8 protein-coding genes are annotated in these 23,039 nt (G+C 64.7%); all 8 read left to right on the forward strand.

Annotated features, from left to right (window positions below; genetic code table 11):
* Positions 1–5: 5 nt before the first annotated feature.
* The 8 genes from gspK (at position 6) to JV201_RS11735 (ending at position 22,760) form a co-directional block, all read left to right on the forward strand.
* On the forward strand, positions 6–953 hold the full coding sequence (gspK, locus tag JV201_RS11700; protein WP_219406939.1) for a type II secretion system minor pseudopilin GspK: 948 nt from the start codon (positions 6–8) through the stop codon (positions 951–953).
* Complete coding sequence (gspL, locus tag JV201_RS11705; protein ID WP_177068212.1) at positions 950–2,062, forward strand: type II secretion system protein GspL; 1,113 nt, start codon at positions 950–952, stop codon at positions 2,060–2,062. Before gspK ends, gspL begins: the two co-directional genes overlap by 4 nt.
* Positions 2,055–2,579, forward strand: coding sequence for a type II secretion system protein GspM (gene gspM / locus JV201_RS11710; RefSeq protein WP_003218654.1), 525 nt, complete (start codon positions 2,055–2,057; stop codon positions 2,577–2,579). The genes gspL and gspM overlap by 8 nt, the downstream gene beginning before the upstream one ends.
* Positions 2,576–4,885 (forward strand): type II secretion system secretin GspD, encoded by a 2,310-nt coding sequence (gene gspD / locus JV201_RS11715; RefSeq protein WP_219406940.1) that lies wholly within the window; start codon positions 2,576–2,578, stop codon positions 4,883–4,885. Before gspM ends, gspD begins: the two co-directional genes overlap by 4 nt.
* Positions 4,886–5,719: 834 nt before the next feature.
* The gene (gene gspE / locus JV201_RS11720) at positions 5,720–7,138 is read left to right on the forward strand and encodes a type II secretion system ATPase GspE (RefSeq protein ID WP_219406941.1); all 1,419 of its coding nucleotides are present in this window, start codon (positions 5,720–5,722) and stop codon (positions 7,136–7,138) included.
* Positions 7,138–8,349: a type II secretion system inner membrane protein GspF gene (gene gspF / locus JV201_RS11725; protein ID WP_219406942.1), complete on the forward strand. Its 1,212-nt coding sequence runs from the start codon at positions 7,138–7,140 to the stop codon at positions 8,347–8,349. The genes gspE and gspF overlap by 1 nt, the downstream gene beginning before the upstream one ends.
* A gap of 483 nt (positions 8,350–8,832) precedes the next feature.
* Positions 8,833–9,996 (forward strand): substrate-binding domain-containing protein, encoded by a 1,164-nt coding sequence (locus JV201_RS11730; RefSeq protein ID WP_003210472.1) that lies wholly within the window; start codon positions 8,833–8,835, stop codon positions 9,994–9,996.
* 200 nt (positions 9,997–10,196) lie between these two features.
* Positions 10,197–22,760: a filamentous hemagglutinin family protein gene (locus JV201_RS11735; protein ID WP_219406943.1), complete on the forward strand. Its 12,564-nt coding sequence runs from the start codon at positions 10,197–10,199 to the stop codon at positions 22,758–22,760.
* Positions 22,761–23,039 lie beyond the last annotated feature (279 nt).

A 23,039-nucleotide genomic window follows, 5' to 3' on the forward strand; every position in this document is an offset into this window, starting at 1 on the left:
CGGCGATGAACAGCCATTCGCCCCCAGCGGCGAAGCAGCGCGGCATGGCGATTATCAGTGCCTTGCTGATCGCGGCCGTGGTCGCGGTGCTTGCCGGCGCCATGCTCACCCGGCAAACCGTGTTCACCCGCAGCCTGGAAGCTGAACAACTGCGTATCCAGGGCCAATGGTTGTTGAATGGCGGCCTGGAAACCAGTCGCCAGCTCCTGTGGGACGCGCGCCGCCAGGACGTGTTGACCCGGCTCGATCAACCGTGGGCACGGCCCCTCGGCGGTGCTTTCGAGGGGCGGATTGAGGATGAGCAAGGCAAGTTCAACCTGCGCAACCTGGTGACCCAACAACACCCGGACGCTGGGCAATTGCAGAGCTTCGAACGCCTGTGCCAGTTGATCGGCATCGAGCCGGCCGTGAGTCGCCGCATCAGCCGGCGAGTGATCGACTCATACGACCAGCGCGAGCTCGGCGTCTCACTTACCGGCGGCTTCAACAACAGCCGGGATACCTCGCCCGGTGCCGCCGCGCCATTGATCCCGGCCAAGTACCCGATGTTGCGCAGCCTCACCGACCTCAGCGGTATCGAAGGCCTCGACCCGCGCCAACTGCGGCGCATGGCGAGCTATGTCAGCGTGCTGCCCGGCAATACCTGGGTCAACGGCAATACCGCCAGCGCCGAGGTGCTCAGCAGCGTGGTACCGGGGCTCAGCCTGTCCCAGGCCCAGGCACTGGTGGCCGAGCGCGACGGCGGGCGCTGGTTTGTCAATCGCGGGGATTTCGTCAACCGGTTGCGCATGCCACAAGTCGCGGTGGACACGGTGCAGGTGGGGATCACCAGCGAGTGGTTTCGCGTGCACGGCCAGGCGCGCCGCGAGCAGCGTCGGGTCACGCTGGAGGCGTTGCTGTATCGCCCCGAAGACCGTCAGCCCCAGGTGATCTGGTCGCGGGTGGGCGTATGAAGCGTTTGCGCATCGGCTTGCCGCCGCTGGATGAACTCACCACCGAGAGCCAGGTGCAGTTCGCCTGGCTGGACCGCGCCGGGCAGGTCAGCCAGCAGGGCGAGGGCCGCCTGGCGCAATGGGCGAATACCCAGGCGGAGTGTTTTCTGCATCCACGGGACAGCTTGCTGACCAGCCTGGAGCTGCCGCAATTGCCCTCCGCCAAGGTCGACGATGCAGTGACCTGTGCGGCCCAGGCATTGATCCTCGGCCCGCTGGAATTGATGCATGTGGCCCACGGTCCACGGGACAGCAGCGGCCTGGTGCAGGTCGGCTGGCTGCCCAAAAGCAGCCTTGAGCACCTGGGCCGGATAACGACCCAGCTGCAAATCAAAGTGCGTGGGCTGTACCCGGCGCCGTATGCGTTGCCAGTCAGCGGGCAACCGAGCGCGGCATTCAGCGACGGGCATTTGCTGCTGCGCCTCAGTGTCCAGCAGGGTGCGGTGCATCCGTTGGGACAGCCCGCGCTGGATGATCTGCTCGCCACCGGTGTCGATGTGCTCCATGTGGCCGACGATGCCCGTTGGAGCGGTACCGCGCCGGGCTGGGGTTTGCACGGTCGGCTCCAGCAGGCGGCAACCGGTGGCTGGGGCAGGGCGGCGGCCTGCACGGCGCTGGCGGTCGCCATCTGGGCCCTGGGCCTGAACCTCTACGCCGCCCGCCAGGTCGACGAAGGCCAACGCCTCAAGGCGCAGATGAGCCAGCAAGTACGCCAGGCCTTCCCCGAACTGCCGGTGATTCTCAACCCGCTGCAACAAGCCCGTCAGCAACTGGCCGCACGCCAGAGCGGCGCGGCGGCCGAACCTGGGCAGCGCTTTACCGGCTTGCTGGCGCTGGCGGGCAGCAGCCTGCCGTCCATGGCGGGCAGCGTCGAGAGCTTGAGCTACGAGCAAGGCCGCCTGCAGCTGAGCCTGCTGCCTGACGCCCGGACCCCGGCGCTGGCCGCTGACGCGCAGGCGCTGCTGGCCCAGGCCGGGTTCAGCGCCAGTCGCGACGACCAGGGCTGGACAGTCGGCCCGCTTACCGAGCGCGTTGAAGCCGATGCAGACGATGAGGCCGAAGATGAATAAGCGTTGGCAGCTTCTGCGCAGCCAGGCCCAGGTGTTCTGGAACGGCCTGGCCATGCGTGAAAAACGTCTGTTGGTGGGTGCCGGCCTGGTGCTGGCGGGCCTGCTGACCTGGTTGCTGTTGATCCAGCCACCGCTGAAGAAGATCGACTACTGGCAAGCCGAAACCCCGAAACTGCGCAGCCAGGCCGAGGCCTTGCAGGTGCTGCTGCAAGGCGTCGCCCCTGCCCCGCGCAGCAGTGACCTGGAAACCGCCTTGCACCAGTCCCTCGACAACGCCGGGTTGCAGGGCCGCTATCAATTGCAGCCGCAGGACACCGGCAGCTGGCGCCTGACCTTCGACGACGCCCCGGCGGACGCGGTGATCGACTGGCTGCTGGCCAACCCCCGGCCGTTCTCCCTGGAAGTCTCTGCGGCCCGCCTGCAACGCGCAGGCGAGGCCACCCCTTCAAACTCGGCCGGCACCTTGTCCGGGACCGTTCGCATGGATCAGGCGCCTGGCGCTAAGGAAGCTTCATGAAGTGGTCATTGCCCAACGCTGCGCCTTATCGCAAGGTCGCCCCTTTGCTCTTGTTGGCGCTGGGAGCGTGCAGCAACCCCCAATCCTCCGCGCCGTTGCTGGTGGACAGCGAGCTTGGCCAACCCCTGGCCGACACCCGGCGCAGCGGCGACACACCACTGGACCGCCAGCGCGAAACCGTGCCGCCACCCCGGGTGCAACACCCGGTGACCAACAGCGCCCGCAGCCATGGCGCCGCACCGGCCAGGGCGCGCAACCCGCTGGGTGATCAACCGGTACAACTGAACTTCGTCGACGCCGATATCCAGGCGGTGGTGCGCGCGTTGTCCCGCGCCACCGGCCAGCAATTCCTGGTGGACCCGCGTGTCAAAGGCAACCTGACCCTGGTCAGCGAAGGCCAGGTACCGGCGCACCAGGCCTACGACATGCTGCTGGCGGCGCTGCGTATGCAGGGCTTCAGCGTGGTCGACGTAGGCGGCGTGGCCCAGGTGGTGCCGGAGGCGGACGCCAAGCTGCTGGGCGGGCCGATCTACAGCGGCGCCAACCCGGGCGGGCAGGGCATGCAAACCCGCACCTTCCGCCTGCAATACGAAAACGCGGTAAACCTGATCCCGGTGCTGCGCCCGATCGTGTCGCCGAACAACCCGATCAACGCCTACCCCGGCAACAACAGCATCGTGATCACCGACTACGCGGAAAACCTGGCGCGGGTGGCACAGATCATCGACGGCATCGACACCCCGAGCGCCATCGACACCGACGTGGTGAAGGTGCAGAACGGCATCGCCGTGGACATCGCCGCCATGGTCTCGGAACTCCTCGAAACCCAGGGCGCCGACCAGACCCAGAAGATCAACGTGATCGGCGACCCGCGCTCCAACTCCATCATCATCCGCGCCGGCAGCCCGGAGCGCACGGAACTGGCGCGCAACCTGATCTACAAGCTCGACAACGCCCAGAGCAACCCGAGCAATATGCACGTGGTGTACCTGCGCAACGCCCAGGCCGGCAAGTTGGCGCAATCGCTGCGGGGCTTGCTGACCGGCGAGAGCGACACCGGTACCAGTTATAATGCCCGTGGCAAGTTGAGCAGCATGGGCGGCAACACCCAGGGTGGCCAGGGCAGTACCCAGAACAGCAGCGGCACTCCCACCGGCAGCGGCACTGTCCAGCCCAGTGGCTACGGGCAGGACACCAGTGCAGCCGGAGCCTCTTCCCCCAACGACCAGAACACCGCGTTCAGCGCCGGTGGCGTGACGATCCAGGCGGACGCCACCACCAACACCTTGCTGATCTCGGCGCCGGACCCGCTGTATCGCAACCTGCGGGAGGTGATCGACATGCTCGACCAGCGTCGCGCCCAGGTGGTGATCGAGAGCCTGATCGTCGAAGTGGGCGAGGACGATGCCAGCGAGTTCGGGGTGCAGTGGCAGGCGGGCAACCTGGGCGGGAAGGGTGGCTTTGGTGGGGTGAACCTGGGGGGCAGCGGCTTGAATGGAACCCCCACCAGCAAGACCAGCATTGATGTGTTGCCCAAGGGTTTGAACATCGGGCTGGTGAATGGCTCGGTGGACATTCCGGGGATTGGCAAGGTGCTGGACCTCAAGGTGCTGGCCCGGGCGTTGAAGAGCAAGGGCGGGACTAATGTGTTGTCGACGCCGAACCTGCTGACCCTGGATAACGAGGCGGCGAGTATTTTTGTGGGGCAGACGATTCCGTTTGTCACCGGCAGTTATGTGACGGGCGGCGGCGGCACGAGCAATAACCCGTTCCAGACGGTGCAGCGCGAGGAAGTGGGGCTGAAGCTGAACGTGCGGCCGCAGATTTCCGAGGGGGGGACGGTGAAGCTGGATATTTATCAGGAGGTCAGCAGCGTCGACACGCGGGCTTCGGTGGATGCCGGGACGGTGACGAACAAGCGGGCGATTGATACGAGTATTTTGCTGGATGACGGGCAGATCATGGTACTTGGCGGGCTGTTGCAGGATGGGTATAGCCAGAGCAATGACGCGGTGCCTTGGTTGTCGGATATTCCGGGGTTGGGGGCGCTGTTCAGGAATGAAAAGCGCAGTGTGACGAAGACTAATTTGATGGTGTTTTTGCGGCCCTACATTATTCGTGACGGTGGGGCGGGGCGCAGTATTACGCTGAATCGCTATGAGTTTATGCGCAGGGCCCAGGGTGGGTTGCAGCCGGAGCATAGTTGGGCGATGCCGGATGTGCAGGCGCCGCAGTTGCCTTCGGTGGATAAGGCGATTCCCGGGGGGCAGGGGGTTAGGGCGGTGATTCGGGCGGTGCCGCGGTGATTTGGGGTTTGGATGGGGGGCATATCCGTTGCTGCGGTAACGGCCACCTATGGTTCCGCTCTTACAGCGGGTCACTTTTGGCAAACGCCCCAAAAGTAACCAAAAGGTCTTTGCCCCACCACTCGGTGCCTCGCCTAGGCTCGGCATGCCCGCACTCCGGCCCGGTTCCGCGGGCCGCCGCGACGGGCCATCCATGGCCCGGCGCGGCTAAACCGGCATCCTTGCCGGTTTACCCGCTCCACCGTGCCTGCTTGCGGCCATCGTGGTTGACGGGGCCCGCAGATCAAGATCAAAAGCAAGAGCACGGCGGCCTGAAAGCCGACCTGAGTGTTAAAAGCCAAATCAAAAACCAGAGCGAAAGCAGAGCTGCTTTTTGTAGGAGCTGGCTTGCCGGCGATGCAGACACCTCGGTGCATCAGGTACACCCAGTTGATGCCATCGCCGGCAAGCCAGCTCCTACAGTGGACCGTGCCCGCTTTAGATTTTGATTTTGCTTTTAACACTCAAGCCGGCCGGTAGGCCGCTGTGCTCTTGCTTTTGATCTTGATCTTAGGCGCCCCGTTAAACCACGCTGGCCGAACGCAGGCTTTGGAGCGTGGGTAACCCGGCAGGACGCCGGGTTAGCCGTCCTGGGCCAAGGATGGCCCATGACGGCGGCCCACGGTCCAAAGCCGGAGTGAGGGCACACCGAGCCTAGGCGAGGTGCCGAGTGGTGGGGCAAGAGCGTTTTGCTTACTTTTGCGCTGTTCAAAAGTGAGCCGCTGTAAGAGCGGAACCAATCGAAGCCGTAACCGAAGGAATGGATATGTACTCAACCAAACGAAGCCCAAAAGCATGAGCCTCCTGCCCTACGCCTGGGCCAAATCCCAACGTATCCTCCTTCACCCGGGAACCCAGGGCCCGACGCTGACCATTTGCCCCTCGACCCCCGGCTGGTCCATCAGCGAGGTCTACCGCCAGTTCGGCCAAACCCACCTGATCCAGGTGCGCGACGACGAACTCGACGGCCTCCTGGCCACTGCCTACGCCGACACCGGCAGCGCCGCCGCCGTCGTGGGCGCCGCCGAAAACGAAGTCGATCTCGACCGCCTCATGCAAGACATCCCCGAAATCACCGACCTGCTCGACACCCAGGACGGCGCCCCGGTGATCCGCATGATCAACGCCTTGCTCACCCAGGCCGCCCGCGACGAAGCCAGCGACATCCACATCGAACCCTACGAAACCCACTCCGTGGTGCGCTACCGCGTCGACGGCACCCTGCGTGACGTGGTGTCCCCGCGCAAGGGCCTGCACGGCGCCCTGGTCTCACGCATCAAGATCATGGCCCAACTCGATATCGCCGAAAAACGCCTGCCCCAGGACGGCCGCATCGCCCTGCGCGTGGCCGGTCGCCCCATCGATATCCGCGTCTCCACCGTGCCCACCGGCCATGGCGAGCGCGTAGTGATGCGCCTGCTGGACAAACAAGCCGGCCGCCTGCAACTGGAAACCCTCGGCATGGACCCCGCCGTCCTGGCCAAACTCGACACCCTGATCCGCCAACCCCACGGCATCGTGCTGGTCACCGGCCCCACCGGCAGCGGCAAGACCACCAGCCTCTACGCCGCCCTGGCCCGGCTGGATGCGAGCACCAGCAATATCCTGACCGTCGAAGACCCGGTGGAATACGACCTGCCGGGCATCAGCCAGATCCAGGTCAACGCCAAGATCGACATGACCTTCGCCCTGGCCCTGCGGGCAATCCTGCGCCAGGATCCGGACATCATCATGATCGGCGAAATCCGCGACCTGGAGACCGCACAAATTGCCGTCCAGGCCTCACTCACGGGCCATCTGGTGCTCGCCACCCTGCACACCAACGACGCCGTCTCGGCGGTCAACCGCTTAATCGACATGGGCGTCGAACCGTTCCTGCTGGCCTCGTCACTGCTCGGCGTATTGGCCCAGCGCCTGGTGCGTCGGCTGTGCCCGCACTGCAAGCAGGAAGACCCGGCCGCGCCCGGCACCTGGCGGCCTGTCGGGTGCGCGCAGTGCAACCAGATCGGTTACAGCGGGCGTACCGGTATCCATGAATTGTTCTGCATCGACGACGAGCTGCGCGGGCTGATCCACCAGGGCGCCGGCGAGCAGGCCTTGAAGGCCGCCGCACGCCGCGCCGGCATGTTCAGCATGCGTGAAGATGGCGAACGCTGGGTACGCAGCGGCGCCACCGCCCCCGAAGAAATCCTGCGCGTAACACGGGACACCTGATGAACCGATACCGCTACGAAGCCGCCGACGCCAGCGGCAAGCTGGAGTCCGGGCACCTTGAGGCAGACAGCCAGAGCGGCGCCTTTGCCAACCTGCGCAGCCGTGGCCTGACGGCCTTGCGGGTGCAGGTCGAGAACAACAGCGAGCGTGCCGGCGGTGGCAGCCGGTTCAGCGCCAAGCTCTCGGACAATGACCTGGCCTGGGCCACGCGCCAGCTGGCGAGCCTGCTCGGTGCGAGCTTGCCACTGGAGGCCGCGTTGAGCGCCACGGTGGAGCAAGCCGAGAAAAAACACATTGCCCAGACCTTGAGCGCGGTGCGCGCCGATGTGCGCAGCGGCATGCGCCTGGCCGATGCGTTGGCCGCCCGGCCCCGAGACTTTCCGTCGATCTATCGGGCGCTGATCGCGGCGGGGGAGGAGTCCGGCGACCTGGCCCAGGTCATGGAGCGCCTCGCCGACTACATCGAGGAGCGCAATAACCTGCGGGGCAAGATCCTCACGGCGTTTATCTACCCGGGCGTGGTGGGGCTGGTGTCCATCGGCATTGTGATTTTCCTGCTCAGCTACGTGGTGCCGCAGGTGGTCAGTGCGTTTTCCCAGGCTCGCCAGGACCTGCCGGGCCTGACGTTGGCGATGCTCAATGCGAGTGACTTTATCCGCGCCTGGGGCTGGCTGTGTTTTGCCGGGATCGTGGGTGGTTTCTGGAGCTGGCGCCTGTACCTGCGCAACCCCGTGGCACGGTTGAGCTGGCACAGCCGGGTGTTGCGCCTGCCGTTGATCGGGCGTTTTGTACTGGGCCTCAACACCGCGCGGTTTGCCTCGACCCTGGCGATTCTCGGCGGGGCGGGCGTGCCGTTGTTGCGCGCCCTGGAAGCGGCGCGCCAGACCTTGTCCAACGACCGCCTGAGCCAGTGTGTCAGCGACGCGACGGCCAAGGTGCGCGAGGGCGTCAACCTGGCTCCTGCGCTGGCGGTGGAAAAGGTCTTTCCGCCCGTGCTGATCCACCTGATCGCCAGCGGCGAAAAAACCGGCTCGCTGCCGCCAATGCTCGAGCGCGCGGCGCAAACCCTGTCGCGGGATATCGAGCGTCGGGCGATGGGCATGACGGCGTTGCTTGAGCCACTGATGATCGTGGTGATGGGGGCCGTGGTGTTGGTCATCGTCATGGCCGTGCTGCTGCCGATCATCGAAATCAATCAACTGGTGACCTGACTGCTGACGAAACGCGGTCAAAAAGGTGGGAGCGGGCTTGCTCGCGAAAGCGGTGKRTCAGGCGCGACATGTGTTGACTGACACACCGCTTTCGCGAGCAAGCCCGCTCCCACATTTGAACTGCGTTTCTTCAAGACTATTTTCGCGCGCCCGACACGCGGGTCCCAACCTCGGGTTCCTCATTCTGTCATCTGCCCAACCCCACCACACGGCCCGTAACGCCTCCAGCCCGGTCCTCGAAATCCGCGCTGAAACCTCGCTGTCACCTCACCCCCAAACCGCTCAAAAGTGTGACCAAAACACCCGAGAATCTTTTTAAAAATCAAGCCGTTCCTCCCGAGGTTTTTTCCTTTAGCTGTCATCGGATGCTGCGAAATTTCATACCCATGGCCTCACCCCTGGGTACCCCCCGGAACACAGCCCGGGACCGAAGCCATAGCGTCATCTACCCCAACGTACAAACACGACGAAAGGAGCTTCTTCATGTTTAAGCGCAACGTTCTCGCGGTATCCATGACCCTCGCTGCACTGTGCTCGGCCCAGGCTGCCATGGCAGACATCAACGGCGGCGGCGCCACCCTGCCACAACCGCTGTACCAGACCTCCGGCGTATTGACCGCCGGTTTCGCCCCGTACATCGGCGTGGGCAGCGGCAAGGGCAAACTGGCGTTCCTGAACAACGACTACAGCCAGTTCGGCACCGGCACCAAGAACGTTCACTGGGCGGGCAGCGACTCGAAGCTGACCTCGACTGAACTGTCCACCTACGCCTCCACCAAACAAGCGACCTGGGGCAAGCTGATTCAAGTGCCTTCGGTCGCCACTTCGGTTGCCATTCCATTCAACAAGGCCGGTACCAACGCGGTTGACCTGAGCGTTGATCAACTGTGCGGCGTGTTCTCGGGCCGCATCACCACCTGGAACCAACTCCCGGCTACCGGTCGCACCGGTAATATCGTGGTGGTTTACCGTAACGAAGCCAGTGGCACCACCGAGCTGTTCACCCGTTTCCTGGCGGCCAAGTGCGTCAATGAGTCCAAGAAATTTGTGGTCACCACCAACTTCGCGGACAGCTTCGGCGTGCCACCAGGCGCCGTGCCTGCCGTGACCAGCCAAGGCGTGATGACCGCACTGAACGCCGGTGATGGTCGCATCACCTACATGAGCCCGGACTATGCCGCGCCTACCTTGGCTGGCCTGGATGACGCCACCAAAGTGGCCAAGGTCGCCGGTGTTTCTCCAGCCCCTGATAACGTTTCCGCCGCCATCGCTGCTGTGCCCGTACCGGCTGCTGCCAACGTCGCCAACCAGAACGCCTGGGTACCGGTGTTTGCTGCCGCCGCCGATGCCAACGATCCAAGCGTCGTGCCTTACCCAAGCAGCGGTTATCCGATCCTGGGCTTCACCAACCTGATCTTCAGCCAGTGCTACGCCGACGCCACCCAGACCTCGCAAGTGCGTGCATTCTTCACCCGTCACTTCGGTGCCAGCGCCTTGAACAGCAACGACAACGCGATCAAGGCCAACCGCTTCGTGCCACTGCCAGCTGCCTGGAAAGCCGCGATCACCAGCAACTTCGTTACCGCAACCAGCGCGCTGAGCATCGGCAAGTCTGATGTCTGCAACGCCATCGGTCGTCCGCTGTAACCCACGCTTTTACCGACCGGCAACACCCGATCAGCAACGGCCTGTGCCGTTGCTGATTTTTGCGTTTGCGGCTCGGCTATCAGCCTTACATGAACTTTCCATGACAGAAGTTCAGTCCCGCCCCTCGCCAACCGCCTAACTCCCATACGTGACGCACGTCGCCAGTTCCCCATGGGCAAAAAAAAGAAGGAAGCTTCCTGATGGTCCGCTGCAAACCACCGGTCAACCTGAATGCCCAAGGCCCTGGCGGCCAGACGATCCTGCGCCTCAAACCCCTGGCCCAGGCGATTGCCTTGTTCATGGTGGCAGGCAGCGCCCACGCGGCGACAGCGTTCAGCTCCGGCTGGTTTGCCGACAAGGGTGCCTCCCAGGCGGCGACAGCGGCCCGCCTCAACGGGGCGCAGGTGCCGGGGATTCCGTCGTTGAATCAGCAGGCGCGGGCGAACCAGCAGTTGTCACGTTCCATCAGCACGCTCAACAACAGTGTCGCGGCGATTGCGGCCCAGCAGGCCGCCCAGGCCGCTGGCCGGCAAGCGGCGCTCGGCCAGGTCTCGACGATTCCCGACGGCCTCGGCAAGGGCGGCTTGCAGGTGGACAACAGCCTGACCCAGGGCTGGACCAACGCCAAGGGCCCGACCCAGAGCCAGTCCGGTGGCAAGACCGCGGTGACCATCGAGCAGACCGCCGACAAGGCGATCCTCAACTGGGAAACCTTCAACGTCGGACGCAACACCACGGTCGATTTCCAGCAGCAATCGAATTGGGCCGTGCTCAACCGTGTCAACGACCCCAACGCGCGCCCCAGCGAAATCCAGGGCCAGATCAACGCCCCTGGCACAGTGATGATCATGAACCGCAACGGGGTGATCTTCAGCGGCAGCAGCCAGGTCAATGTGCGCAACCTGGTGGCGGCCGCCGCCACCATCACCGATGACCAATTCACCCAACGCGGGATCTATGTGGATGCCAACGGCACCCAGCCGACTTTCACCGACGCGGCGGGCAAGGTCGAGGTGCAGCGCGGCGCGTTGATCCAGACTCACAACCCGGCCACCTCTACCGACGCCGGTGGCTACGCCTTGCTGCTCGGCTCGGAGGTCGAGAACGCCGGCAGCATCATCACCGCCAGGGGCCAGGCCACCCTGGCCGCCGGCGACAGTTTTTATATCCGCAAGGGCGTCGGCACCACGGGCAACGACCGCTCCACCACCCGTGGCAATGAAGTGGCCACCAGCCTCAAGGCCGGCAGCACGTCGGGCAAGGTCAGCAACAGCGGCCTGATCATGGCGTCGACCGGCGACATCACCCTCACCGGGCACCAGGTGCAGCAGAACGGCGTGGCCCTGGCCAGCACCTCGGTGGATTCCCGCGGCACGATTCACTTGCTCAACGCCGCCAGCGACATCAGCGCCAGCGTGACCCTGGGCGAGGGCAGCACCACGGCGATCCTGCTGGACGCCAGCGGCAGCACCGCCCTCAACAGCCAGAAGGACAACGGCCTGATCAAGCTCGACGGCTTGCCTGCCAACCTGATCACCGGCCAGTTCAACAACCTCAGCGCGGTGGCCGATCGCACCGACCAGTCGCGGATCGAGATCGTCAGCGGCGGCACTGTGGATTTCCGCAAAGGCTCGATCACCCTGGCCACCGGCGGCCAGGTGGCGGTCAGTGCCGGCCAGCGCAGCCTGGTGCGTGACGGCGCGATGATCGACGTGGCCGGCGCGATTGGCGTCAAGGTGGCGATGGAAGCCAACAACATCAAGATCAACGTGCAGGGCAACGAACAGCGCGACGCGCCCGCCAACCGTGACGGCGGGCAATTGATCAACAACGATGTATGGGTCGACCTGCGGGACCTGGTGTTCGTCCCGGCCGGCACCAACGGCTATGCGACGGACCGCTGGTACACCGCCGGCGGGCTGCTGGAAGTCGGCGGTTACTTGGGCACCCAGGGCCACTCGGTCGGCGAGTGGATGGCCCAGGGCGGCACTGTGACGTTCACCGGCAAGGACGTGGTGACCCAGCAGGGTGCCCAGGTCAATCTGTCGGGCGGCACCGTCGATGTGCAGGCCGGCTACATCCGCCAGACCTGGCTCAAGCGGCCTGACGGCCAGCTCTATGAGCTGTCGAAAGCCCCCGGGGACATTCTATACGCGGGTATCTACAAGGGCTTTGAAGACACCAGCGTCCGCTGGGGCCGCAGCGATTTCTACTACAACCCGCTGGTGGCCCAGCAAAGCCGCTACGAGGCGGGCTACACCGTGGGCCGCGACGCCGGCAAGCTGGTGGTGGGCACCACCAACGCGGTGCTGGAAGGCCAGTTGATCAGCGATGTATTCCAGGGCGATCGCCAGACCCAGGCACCGAATATCAACCTTGATGGTTATCAGCAGTCACAGCAGGCCATGGCCCAGCGGGCGCAGTTGATCATTGGCCAGTACACGCCGGTGTACAACAAGGCCACCGGCACCTTGCGCTACGCCTTGACCCCGACCATCGACCAGGTGCTGATCGAGAGCAGCACGCAAAAAATCGCCGACGGCCTGGACCTGGCCACTGCGCTGCCGACCGAACGCCAGGGCAAACTGGTGCTCGACAGTGACCAGCTCAATGGCTACCGATTGGGCGCGATCAAGGTCGGCGCAAAGCAGCAGATTGACGTCAATGGCGCACTCAAGGTGGCTGACGGCGGCGACATCACCCTGTTCGGCCCCGTGGTTTCAGTCAATGCCAACCTCACGGCCCACGGCGGCAGCATCAACGCGGGCAACCTGCTGAATCAGGTCGACCTCAATCGCTCCAATGTTGTTGGCGATGTGATTCTGCCGGGTATCGGCCGGCTCGATGTGGCCGCCGGAGTCAAGCTGGACAGTTCCGGGCGCTGGAATAATCTGGCGCTCGACCCCTCGGCCACTGACGGGGTGGCGTATATCAACGGTGGCAAGGTGTCGTTGCGCAGCTCCGGCGACGTGAACCTCGCGGCGGGCAGCCTGGTGGAAACGTCGTCCGGGGCGACCATCGGCCTGGATGGCAAAGTCCGGGGCGGAAAGGGCGGCGACGTGACCGTGGGCGCACTGGGGGCTTTGGGCCTGGGCGCCGAGATTCGCGGCTATGGCGTCAGCGCAGGCGGCACCCTGACCTTGCAGGCCAACAAGGTGCAGATCGGCCAGAGCCCGCAGGCGCCGGATGCCAGGACCTTGCAGTTGGCCGGGGATTTTTTCAACAAGGGTTTTTCGGCCTATGACATTACCGGCAACGAAGGATTGCTGGTCGCCGATGGTACTCAGGTGGATGTGAACGTGCCGGCCTACCGGCTCTCGGAGCAGGCCGCCACGACGCCGGGTGGCGGCGATGCGGCCAGCGTGATGGAGCGCTGGACCCCGCCGCTTTACCAGGAAGACGCGAGCAAGGGCGTACTCGGCCAACGCCGTGGCGCCAGCCTGACCCTTTCCGCCGGCCACCTGGAGTCGCCTGCCGAGCAACTGCCGACAACCGCGCTGGTGGTCGGCAAGGGCGCGGTGATCAGCGTCGACCCGGGCCAGTCGATCAACCTGCGCAGCATCGGCCAACTGACGGTCGACGGCACGCTCAATGCCTGGGGTGGCAGCGTCAACCTGAACGGCCTGACCACGCGCGCGTTCGAGCCGGCCAACGCGGTTGGCCACGGCCGCTCCATCTGGCTGGGTGAAAACGCACTGATCGATGTCGCCGCCCGGGCCGCGACTGCCGTGGACAATCGTGGAAGCCAATACGGGTTGGTCCGTGACGGCGGCAAGATCAGCATCGGCGGCGAGATCAACCTGAGCACCGGCACGGTCACTGCCAGCGACCTGTTTGTGGTGGTACGCGAGGGCGCCCGGCTGGACGCGTCGGGCACGCAAGCGGTGTTGGATGTGCCGGGGCAGGGCGCAACCCGGGTGGCCAGCAATGGCGGCAGCATCAGCCTGGCGTCCAACAATGGCTTGTACCTGGACGGCAGTCTGGTGGCCCGGGCCGGCGGTGCCGGCGCAGCGGGCGGCAGCCTGAACGTAGCGCTGGACAGCCCGTATTACACCAAGAGCAGTGTCACGGATCGCGTGCTGAAGGTGCGTGAACTGGTGCTCGGCCAGACCCATCAGGCTCACCCGCTCGCCGGCACCGCCGCCGACGCGGCCGACAGCCTGGAATACGGCCACGCTCGCCTGGGCGTCGACCAGGTCAGTGCGGGCGGCTTCGACAACCTGGCATTGATGAGCAACGGCCTATTGAGTTTCGACGGCGATGTGTCCTTGAACATGGGCCAGAGCCTGCGCCTGTATAGCGGTGCCTTCAACCTCAGTGAGGGCGCGGCAGCCAATGCCCGGGTGAATCTGTCGGCACCGTCTCTGCTGCTGTCCGGCATGGATTCGCCGGCCCGGGAGTTCTACGTGAACCCGGTGTCGGTGTTGCCGTTACCCTCGCTGCGCGCCACCGAGGCGCAGTTCAATGCCAGCGGCAGCTTGATCGATGTGCGCGGCAGCGTGTTGTTTGGCAGCAAGGGCAAACTGCGCCAGGCCGACGATAGCCTGGTCGGCCTTGAGCGTCGCGGCTTTGATCAGGTCAACCTGACCAGCCAGGGCGATCTGCGCTTCCTGGCGGGTGCGAACCCGGACGGCGTGGCCTTGAGGGTCAGCACCCAGTTATTGACCCAGGGCGACATGACCTTGCGGGCGGCGCAGTTGTATCCGGCCACGGAGGTCGGTGCGCGGGTCATTGCCGGCTACCTGAGCGAATTCAACAGCCTCAACATCACGTTCGACCCGCTGCGCACCCTGACCATTGGCCGTACCGGCAACACGGATGCCGCGGTGCCTTACTCGGCATTCGGGCGCCTGCAACTGGGCGCCGCGACGGTGCGGCAGGGCGGTGTGGTGCGGGCGCCCCTGGGGTTGATCGATATCGGCAGCATGGGCAGCAGCCAGGTGCAATTGCTGCCGGGCAGCGTGACGTCGGTGAGCGGCAGGGGCCTGGTGCTGCCGTATGGCGGCACCCTGGACGGGCAGGTCTATAAGTACAACGGCAAGACCGTGACGTTTGTCGGCCAGGGCGGGCTGGTCAACCAGGACGCGGAACTCAGCGTCGGGGTGATTCTCGGCGGCCAGTCGGTGCAGGTGCAGCCTGAGGCTACCCTGGACCTGTCGGGCGGCGGCGAATTGCTGGGGGCCGGTTTCGTTTCCGGGCGCGGAGGCTCTACGGATGCGCGCTACAGCCCACTGGTGCAGTTTGGTGCCAATGGCGGTTTTGTGTTGCCGGGCCTGGGCACCAACCCGATTTACGCCATCGTGCCCGGGGTGCAGCCTGGCGCGGCGCCGGTGGCACCGGAGAAAGGCGCAGTCGATCCGTTGGTGGGCCAGCAGGTCACCATCGGCGCCGGAGTGCCGGGGCTGCCGGCGGGCACTTATACCCTGATGCCGTCCACCTACGCCTTGATGCCCGGCGCTTTCCGCGTCGAGATCAACGGCCTGGCCGGGCTCGGCAGTGATGCCGCCACCCAGCGCATGCGCAATGGCTCCTGGTCCACCGCCGGGCGCTTGTCCATCGCCAACACCGGGATCGGCAACAGCGTTGCCAGCCAGTTGATTCTGACCTCGGCCGATACCTTGCGTCGCTATTCCCAATACAACGAAACCAGCTACGCCCAGTTCGCCATGGCCGACGCTGCGAAACAGGGTGTGCCACGCCCGATGCTCGCCGTCGACGCCAAGACCCTGAAACTGGCCTTGCGGCCAGGGGGCGGCGCTGATGCGTTTTCGTTCCAGGGCATAGGCCGTTTTGAGGCCGCGGCGGGTGGCTATGGCGGCGCGGTGGCGGTGATTGATCCAGGCAAGCTTGGTATTGAAGTCGTCGCGGCGGGCAGTTCCGCAACCAGCGGTTTTTCCGGCATTACCTTCAACGATGACAGCCTCAACGCCTTGGGAGCCTCGCGTTTGATGGTGGGGGGGATGACGGCAGTTACGTATGGCCAGTCCGGGAATTACATCGTCCTGGCGGGCGGTACGAGTCGGGCCAACAGCACCGTCACGCTTCGGGAAGGTGTGACGCTCGCAGCGCCGGAAGTCTTTTTGTTGAGTGACACCAACGCGATCGTCCTGGAGCAGGGCGCATCCATCAACACCATCGGCCGTGGCAAAGCCAGCTACGACGCTCGTGACGGTTTTATCTACAAAGTCACCAATATGCTGGCGGCGTCCAACGGCTTGCTCAATGTCATTGCATTCAATACGACGGTGCCCAGCGGCGGGATCAGCATCGGTGTGTGTGACACGGGCCTGTGCAGCGGGCAAACCGGGCTGTACTCCGAAGGCAGCATCGTGGCATTGACCAACAATACCTTCCAGTTGGGCGACCAGGTGCGCTACGGCACCCGTCACCTCAACCTGGGGGTCAACACCATTAACCTCGGCAGCGCCCAAGCCCTGGCCGCTGCCGCTGCGGCCAATCAGTTGCCGGCCGGCCTGACACTCACCCAGGCGCTTCTTGATCGCCTGCTCAAAGGTGATTCACAGTTCGGTGCGCCGGCCCTGGAAACCCTGCAGCTCTCGGCGCGGGACAGTTTCAACTTCTACGGCAGTACCTCCCTGGACACCTATGACCCACTGACGGGTAAGTCGCGGCTGAGCAACCTGATGCTCTCCACTCCGGCGATCTACGGTGCCGGTGCCGCTGGCGACGTGGCCAACATTCATACCGCCAACCTGATCTGGCAGGGCGCGACCACCCCACCGGGCTCGGTGATCGCCGGCGGGGCGGGCACTGGCAGCGGGCGCCTGGATATCAACGCCGAGCGTATTGAGTTCGGCTACGGCGCCTTTGCCCAGACCAACACCGTGAGCAGTTTCGATCGCCTGGCTTTGGGCTTTGCCAGCGTGAACCTCAATGCCAGCGAGCGCATTACCGCCAACCACAAGGGCAGCCTCTCGGTGTATCAGAGCCAGGGCGCCTATGACCCGGTGAAGGGCTTCCAGTACAGCGGCGGCGACCTGAATATCCTCACCCCGCTGATGACCGGCGAAGCCGGTTCGGTGAACCGCATCACCGCAGGTGGGGCGATTGATATTGCAGCGTCCGTGGGGGCGCGTGGCAAGGCCGACGGCCAGGGCGCCGAACTGTCCCTGCAAGGCGACAGCATTCGCCTGGCCACGGCGGTAGTGCTGCCCAGCGGTAAAATCAGCCTGGGCGCCCGGGGTGATGTGGTGCTGACGGATGCGGCGTTGATCGACGTGGCCGGTGGCGCCACTGTGTTCAACGATGTGACCCAATACGGCGCGGGCGGCACTGTGCTGCTGGACAGCCGCAGCGGCAACATACTGCAGGCTGCCGGCTCGACCATCGACCTCTCGGCCAAAAACAACCAGGCCGGCAAACTGCGGGCGGTTGCGGTGGACGCGGCGGGCGGTATCGTCGACCTGCAAGGCACGATCCTCGCCGGCAGCAGTGGCTATTACGATGCGGGCGGGACCACGATGCCTTATGAGGCCGGTACCGTGGAAATCCAGGCCCAGCGCCTGGGCAGCAGCGGTTCGCTGGACCAGCAGTTCGCCGACCTCAACCAGCGCCTGAATCAAGGCCAGGTGTTCGGCACACGCAGCTTCCAACTCAAGCAGGGCGACTTGACCATCGGTAATGGCCTCAAGGCCGGCACCGTCAACGTCTCCGTGGACAACGGCAGCCTGCGGGTCACCGGCCTGGTGGACGCCAGTGGCGAGCGCGTCGGCAGCATCAACCTGGCCGGCAAGCACGGCCTGACGCTGGACGGCGGCGCGGTACTCGACGCCCATGGCAGCAAGCTGCGGGTGGACAGCTACGGCAAGATCATCGACTCGCCCAACCGGGCCATGGTGGTGCTCGGCTCCGGCACCGGTCAACTGACCCTGGCCGATGGCGCACGCATCGACCTGCGCCACGGCACCGAGGCGGTCCAGGGCAATGACGGGCGCAACCGCGGCACCCTGGAGCTGAATGCACCACGGCTGATCAACGTCGATGGCACCAGCAACGACATCAACATCGATGCCCATGGCCGCCTGACGATCCAGGGCGCGCGCTCGATCACCCTCAACGGCATGATCAGCTACGACGATGCGCCACTCGTCACCGACCCGACGGCCAGCGGCCGGCCTTACCAACAGATCGACCAGGCCTACCTGGATGGCAAGCATGTGCTGAGCACGGCCTTTATCAACGGTGCATTGCTCAACCAGAACCTGCTGCAAAACAAACTCGCCGGGCTTAACAATGCAACCTACGCCGATGCGTTCCACCTGCGCCCGGGCGTGGAAATCGTCAGCAAGACCGCGGACGGTGACCTGGTGGTGCAGGGCGATCTGGACCTGTCCGGCTACCGTTACGCCAGCCTCAACCCCAACAGCCAGAAAACCTCGGTGTATGGCTCCGGTGAGTCGGGCAGCCTGACCCTGCGCGCCGGTGGCGACCTGAATATTTACGGCAGCATCAACGACGGTTTTGCGCCGCCACCACAGACCGTCGATGACAAGGGCTGGGTGTTGTTGCCGGGTATCGACTTTACCGGGGGCACGATCATCGTGCCGGGTAACGGCATCACCCTGGCGGACGGCACGACCTTCCCGGCGGGCACCGTGCTCAACTACGACCTGCCGATCAAGGCCGTGGGCGTGGCCGCCGGTACGCGCTTGCCGACCCGGGCGACGCTGAACCAGGACCTGACGCTGCCTGCCGGTACGGTACTGGCCGCAGCGGTGTTCGACAGCGCGGGCGATGTGCTGTTTGCCGCAGGCACGTTATTGAGCCAGGCACACACCCTGGCGGCCGGCTCACAGCTGGACGCCGGCAGCCTGCTGACCCAGGACACCCGGCTCGGGGCCCTGACCTGGCCCAAAGGGGTGCCGTTGCCGACGAACTACGAGGCGCTTAACCCGACGCAAAACTACGTGACCCTCAATGGCGACATACCGCTGCCGCGCGGCGCGTTGATTCCTTCCGGCACCAACGTCAAGTTGCCGGGCGGGGCTGAGTCGGTGGCGTTGCGCCCGGAAGTGGCGGGGCGCCAGGGCAAGCTGTGGGCCCTCTCGCCGATGCTGGCAGAAGGTTCGCAATCCTGGTCGCTGCGGTTGGTTGCAGGTGCTGACACCGAGGCGGCCGACAGCCGCATCCTGCAAGCCCATCCGCGCAGCGGCGACCTGCGTTTGGCTGACAGCCACTACGGCATGTTTGCCAAGGAGATGCCCGCCAAGGGCAAGTTGACCTGGACCGCCTTCGCGGTGGAGGACTTTGCGGCCAATGGGGTGGTGGTCAAGGAAGGCGACCCGATCGACCAAAAGATCCTCGATGATTTCGGGCTGGGTTCGATTGATGATTTCTGTGGGGGCAATCCGGCGTACTGCGCCGTGAAAGTTGGCTATGTCTGGACCGAATTCGGCGCCAAGGACCTGGCGGACAACGGGATTATCGTCACCGTCGGAACGCCGATCGAGCAAAGCATCCTGGACCAGTTCGGTATCCCGTCCATCGATGAGTTCTGTGCAAGCTCGCCCGCCTACTGCCAGGCCCAAAGCGGCAAAGAGTATGCGGCGACCCCCTCCAGCAGCCGTTTCAGTGTGATTCGCACCGGTACGGGCGACCTCGAACTGCTCAGCGCCGGCGACTTGAGCATGGACTCCCTGTACGGGGTCTACACCGCCGGTACATCGTCCACTGCAACCGGTGCCGGTGACCCCTACAACCAGCCCAAGGCGCTGAACAGCGCGAAGACGGTGCTGAACGATACCAACAGTTATTTTGAACAGTTCGTCAACGGCTCATCTGACAGCCTGTACCGTGCCTGGTACCCGGAGGCAGGGGGGAATTTGAGCGTGAACGTGGGGGGCAACCTGACGGGGAATATCCTGGGAGGCGTCTTCAACCCAAGTCGGCCCAACCCCCTGGATAACGGCATCGACTCCGCCGATGTGGCCAACTGGCTGTGGCGCCAGGGCAGCGGCACGGTGAACACCGGCGGGCAGGCGCAGCCGACGGCCTGGTGGATCAATTTCGGTAGCTATACCGCCAACGCCTCCAAGGCTGATGCGTTCGTCGGGTTTACCGGTTTCGGCACCCTCGGCGGCGGTGACGTGGATGTACAGGTAGGCGGGGATGCCGGTGTGCTTCGGCGCATGGACGGCAACCCAATGTCGGCCTCTGCCAACCCGCGCAGCCAGGGGCTGGTGCTGGCGGTCGGCAGTACCGGGCGGGTTGCCGGTGATGGCAGCCTGCAGTTGACGGGCGGTGGTGATTTACGGGTGCGTATCGGTGGCGCCCTGAACCCTGGCAGCGTGGTTGATGTAAACGATCAGAACGGCCAGTTGGTGAATATCCGGGGCAATGTCCAACTGCAAAGTGCGACCACGGGCCGGATCGACCTGACCTACGGCAGCAACAGCTCTGAGCAGAGCCCGGGCGAAACCCGCGCATTCGATCCGTTCCAGGCGACCCGTGGCCGGGCAGTGGGGGGCATCACCCTGGTGCCGGGGGATGCCACATTCAACCTGACCACATTGGGTGACCTGGTGCTGCAGCAAGTGATTGACCCGGGCCGTGTCGTCCTGCTGAACAACTCATCGTTTACCCGTGGCGGGACGAGTGGGACCGGCGAAAGTTGGTTCTCGTTATGGACCGGGCACACGGCAATCGACCTGTTTTCAGCGGGGGGCAACTTGACGCCATCTGTCTCCGCCGCAGCGTCCGACCTGGCAACCGTCTACCCATCGATCGTTCGAGCGACGGCGGCTGGCGGCAGTATTTATTACGGTAACGCCGTCCTGGGGTACCAAGCCGATACGAGTCCGATAAATGCCTTGGTGCTCGCCCCCGGTGCCAGCAGCCAGTTGCAATTCCTGGCCCATGACTCGATTTATGCGGGCGGTATGTTTGTCACGCCTTCCGGGGCCGACCCCAGCATCATGGCCACACCTTGGCGGCCGGCGTTCGTCGGGACCATTGATGGTCAGGTGGTTGTCGATGGCAACAATCTGTCGGAAAACGGTAGCTCGCCGGGTTCCATTCCGCGGCCTCTGTTTGCCTTTGGCTCCGCCACGGCGTCGGCAGCCGCTTACGCGCCAACGGAACCGGCGCGGTTCTATGCCTTGACCGGCGATCTGGTGGGGGTCAGCAGCGGCCGGACCCTGATGTTCAATTCTTCCCCCACGTTTTTGCATTCGGGGCAGACCTGGTACGAGGGCAACGGGCCGGTTTGGATGATGGCGGGGCGAGACATTGTCAGCAGTGGCAGCCGTTTTAATACGGCCCCCGGTGCGGTCAGCGAGCAGTCGACCGGCAACCTGTTCATCCACAACAACCCCACTGACATCTCCATCGTCTCCGCCGGGCGCGACATTCTGTACAGCAACTTCCAGGTTGCCGGTCCTGGCCTGCTGGAAGTGACGGCGGGCGGCAATATCCTGATGTCCGGGCGTGACCCGGCGAAGGGCGGCGAAGTCAGCATCACCAGCCTGGGCCCGGTGGTCGCGGGCGACAACCGCCCTGGCGCAGGCATCGTCATGCAAGCTGGCGTCGGCCCCAACGGCCCGGATTACCGGCGCTTTGTCGAGGCCTACCTGGACCCGGCCAACCTCGTCCAGCCAGGCGAAGCCCTGTCGATCCAGGGCGGCAAGGTCGCCAAGACCTATGAGAACGAACTGGTCACCTGGCTCGCCGAGCGCTTCGGTTTCGTCGGCACCCGCGAGCAGGCCCGCGCGGTTTACGCCGCACTGCCCGCTGAACAGCAACGGGTGTTCGCCCGTGATGTGTACTTCGCCGAACTCAAGGCCGCCGGCCGTGAGTACAACGCGGTGGGCGGTGTGCGCCAGGGCAGCTATGTACGGGGGCGTGCGGCGATTGCCGCGCTGTTCCCGGACAAGGACGTGGCCGGCAACCCGATCACCTACAAGGGCGATATCACGTTTTTCGGCGGCTCCGGTGTACACACCAATTTCGGTGGCTCGATCCAGATGCTCACCCCGGGCGGTGGGCAGACCTTCGGCATCGAAGGCGCGGCACCGCCGTCCACCGCCGGTGTGATCACCCAGGGCGCCGGCGATATCCAGCTGTATTCCATGGGCAGCATCCTGCTGGGCCAGAGCCGCATCATGACCACCTTCGGCGGCTCGATCATGGGCTGGTCCGGCGAGGGCGACATCAACGCCGGTCGCGGATCCAAGACCACCGTGGTGTACACGCCGCCCAAGCGTGTCTACGACAACTGGGGCAACGTGACCCTGTCGCCGGCGGTGCCGAGCACCGGGGCGGGGATTGCCACCTTGAACCCGATTCCCGAAGTGCCGGCCGGAGACATCGACCTGATCGCCCCGCTGGGCACCATCGATGCGGGTGAAGCGGGGATTCGGGTCTCGGGCAACATCAACATTGCCGCGTTGCGCGTCGTTAATGCCGCCAACATCCAGACCCAGGGCAAGTCGTCCGGGGTGCCGGTGTCGGCGGCGGTAAACACCGGGGCCATGACCTCGGCGAGCGCAGCCGGTGCGGCGGCGTCCCAGGCGGCGGAAGATGCCGCGCGTAGCCAGCAGGCGGCGGCCAAACAGGGCCGGGCGTCGATTGTCACAGTGGAAGTGTTGAGCTTTGGCAGCGAGCCAGTGGAGCGCAAGCCGGAGGACGGGCAGAAGACCTCGGGCTACAACCCCAACAGCCCGGTGCAGGTGCTCGGCGCCGGACCGTTGAGTGACCAGGCGCGGGCGCGGTTGACGGATGAGGAGCGCCAGCAGATCAGCTTGTAGTTTTAGAAAAGGACCTCTCGTTGTATTTGGGGCGATCATTGATCGCCCCTTTTTTTCGTCTTGGGGTCCCGGCTTTCCCCGGTGGATGGTGGCGCGGTCGAGTCGGTAGTCACTGAGGCCGGGATGAGTGATATCTCGGCCACCAAGTGCGAGCTCTATCACCCTGATCTGTCAGGCCAGGAGCTGGAGGCGATTAAAAGTACGAAGCGCTCAGCATTGGAAACCTACAGCGTTTCACAACTTTGGTCGGTGGCATGGACTGAGTAAATTGGTCAGGCG

The sequence above is a fragment of the Pseudomonas sp. Colony2 genome (assembly GCF_019382755.1).
Classification (GTDB): domain Bacteria; phylum Pseudomonadota; class Gammaproteobacteria; order Pseudomonadales; family Pseudomonadaceae; genus Aquipseudomonas.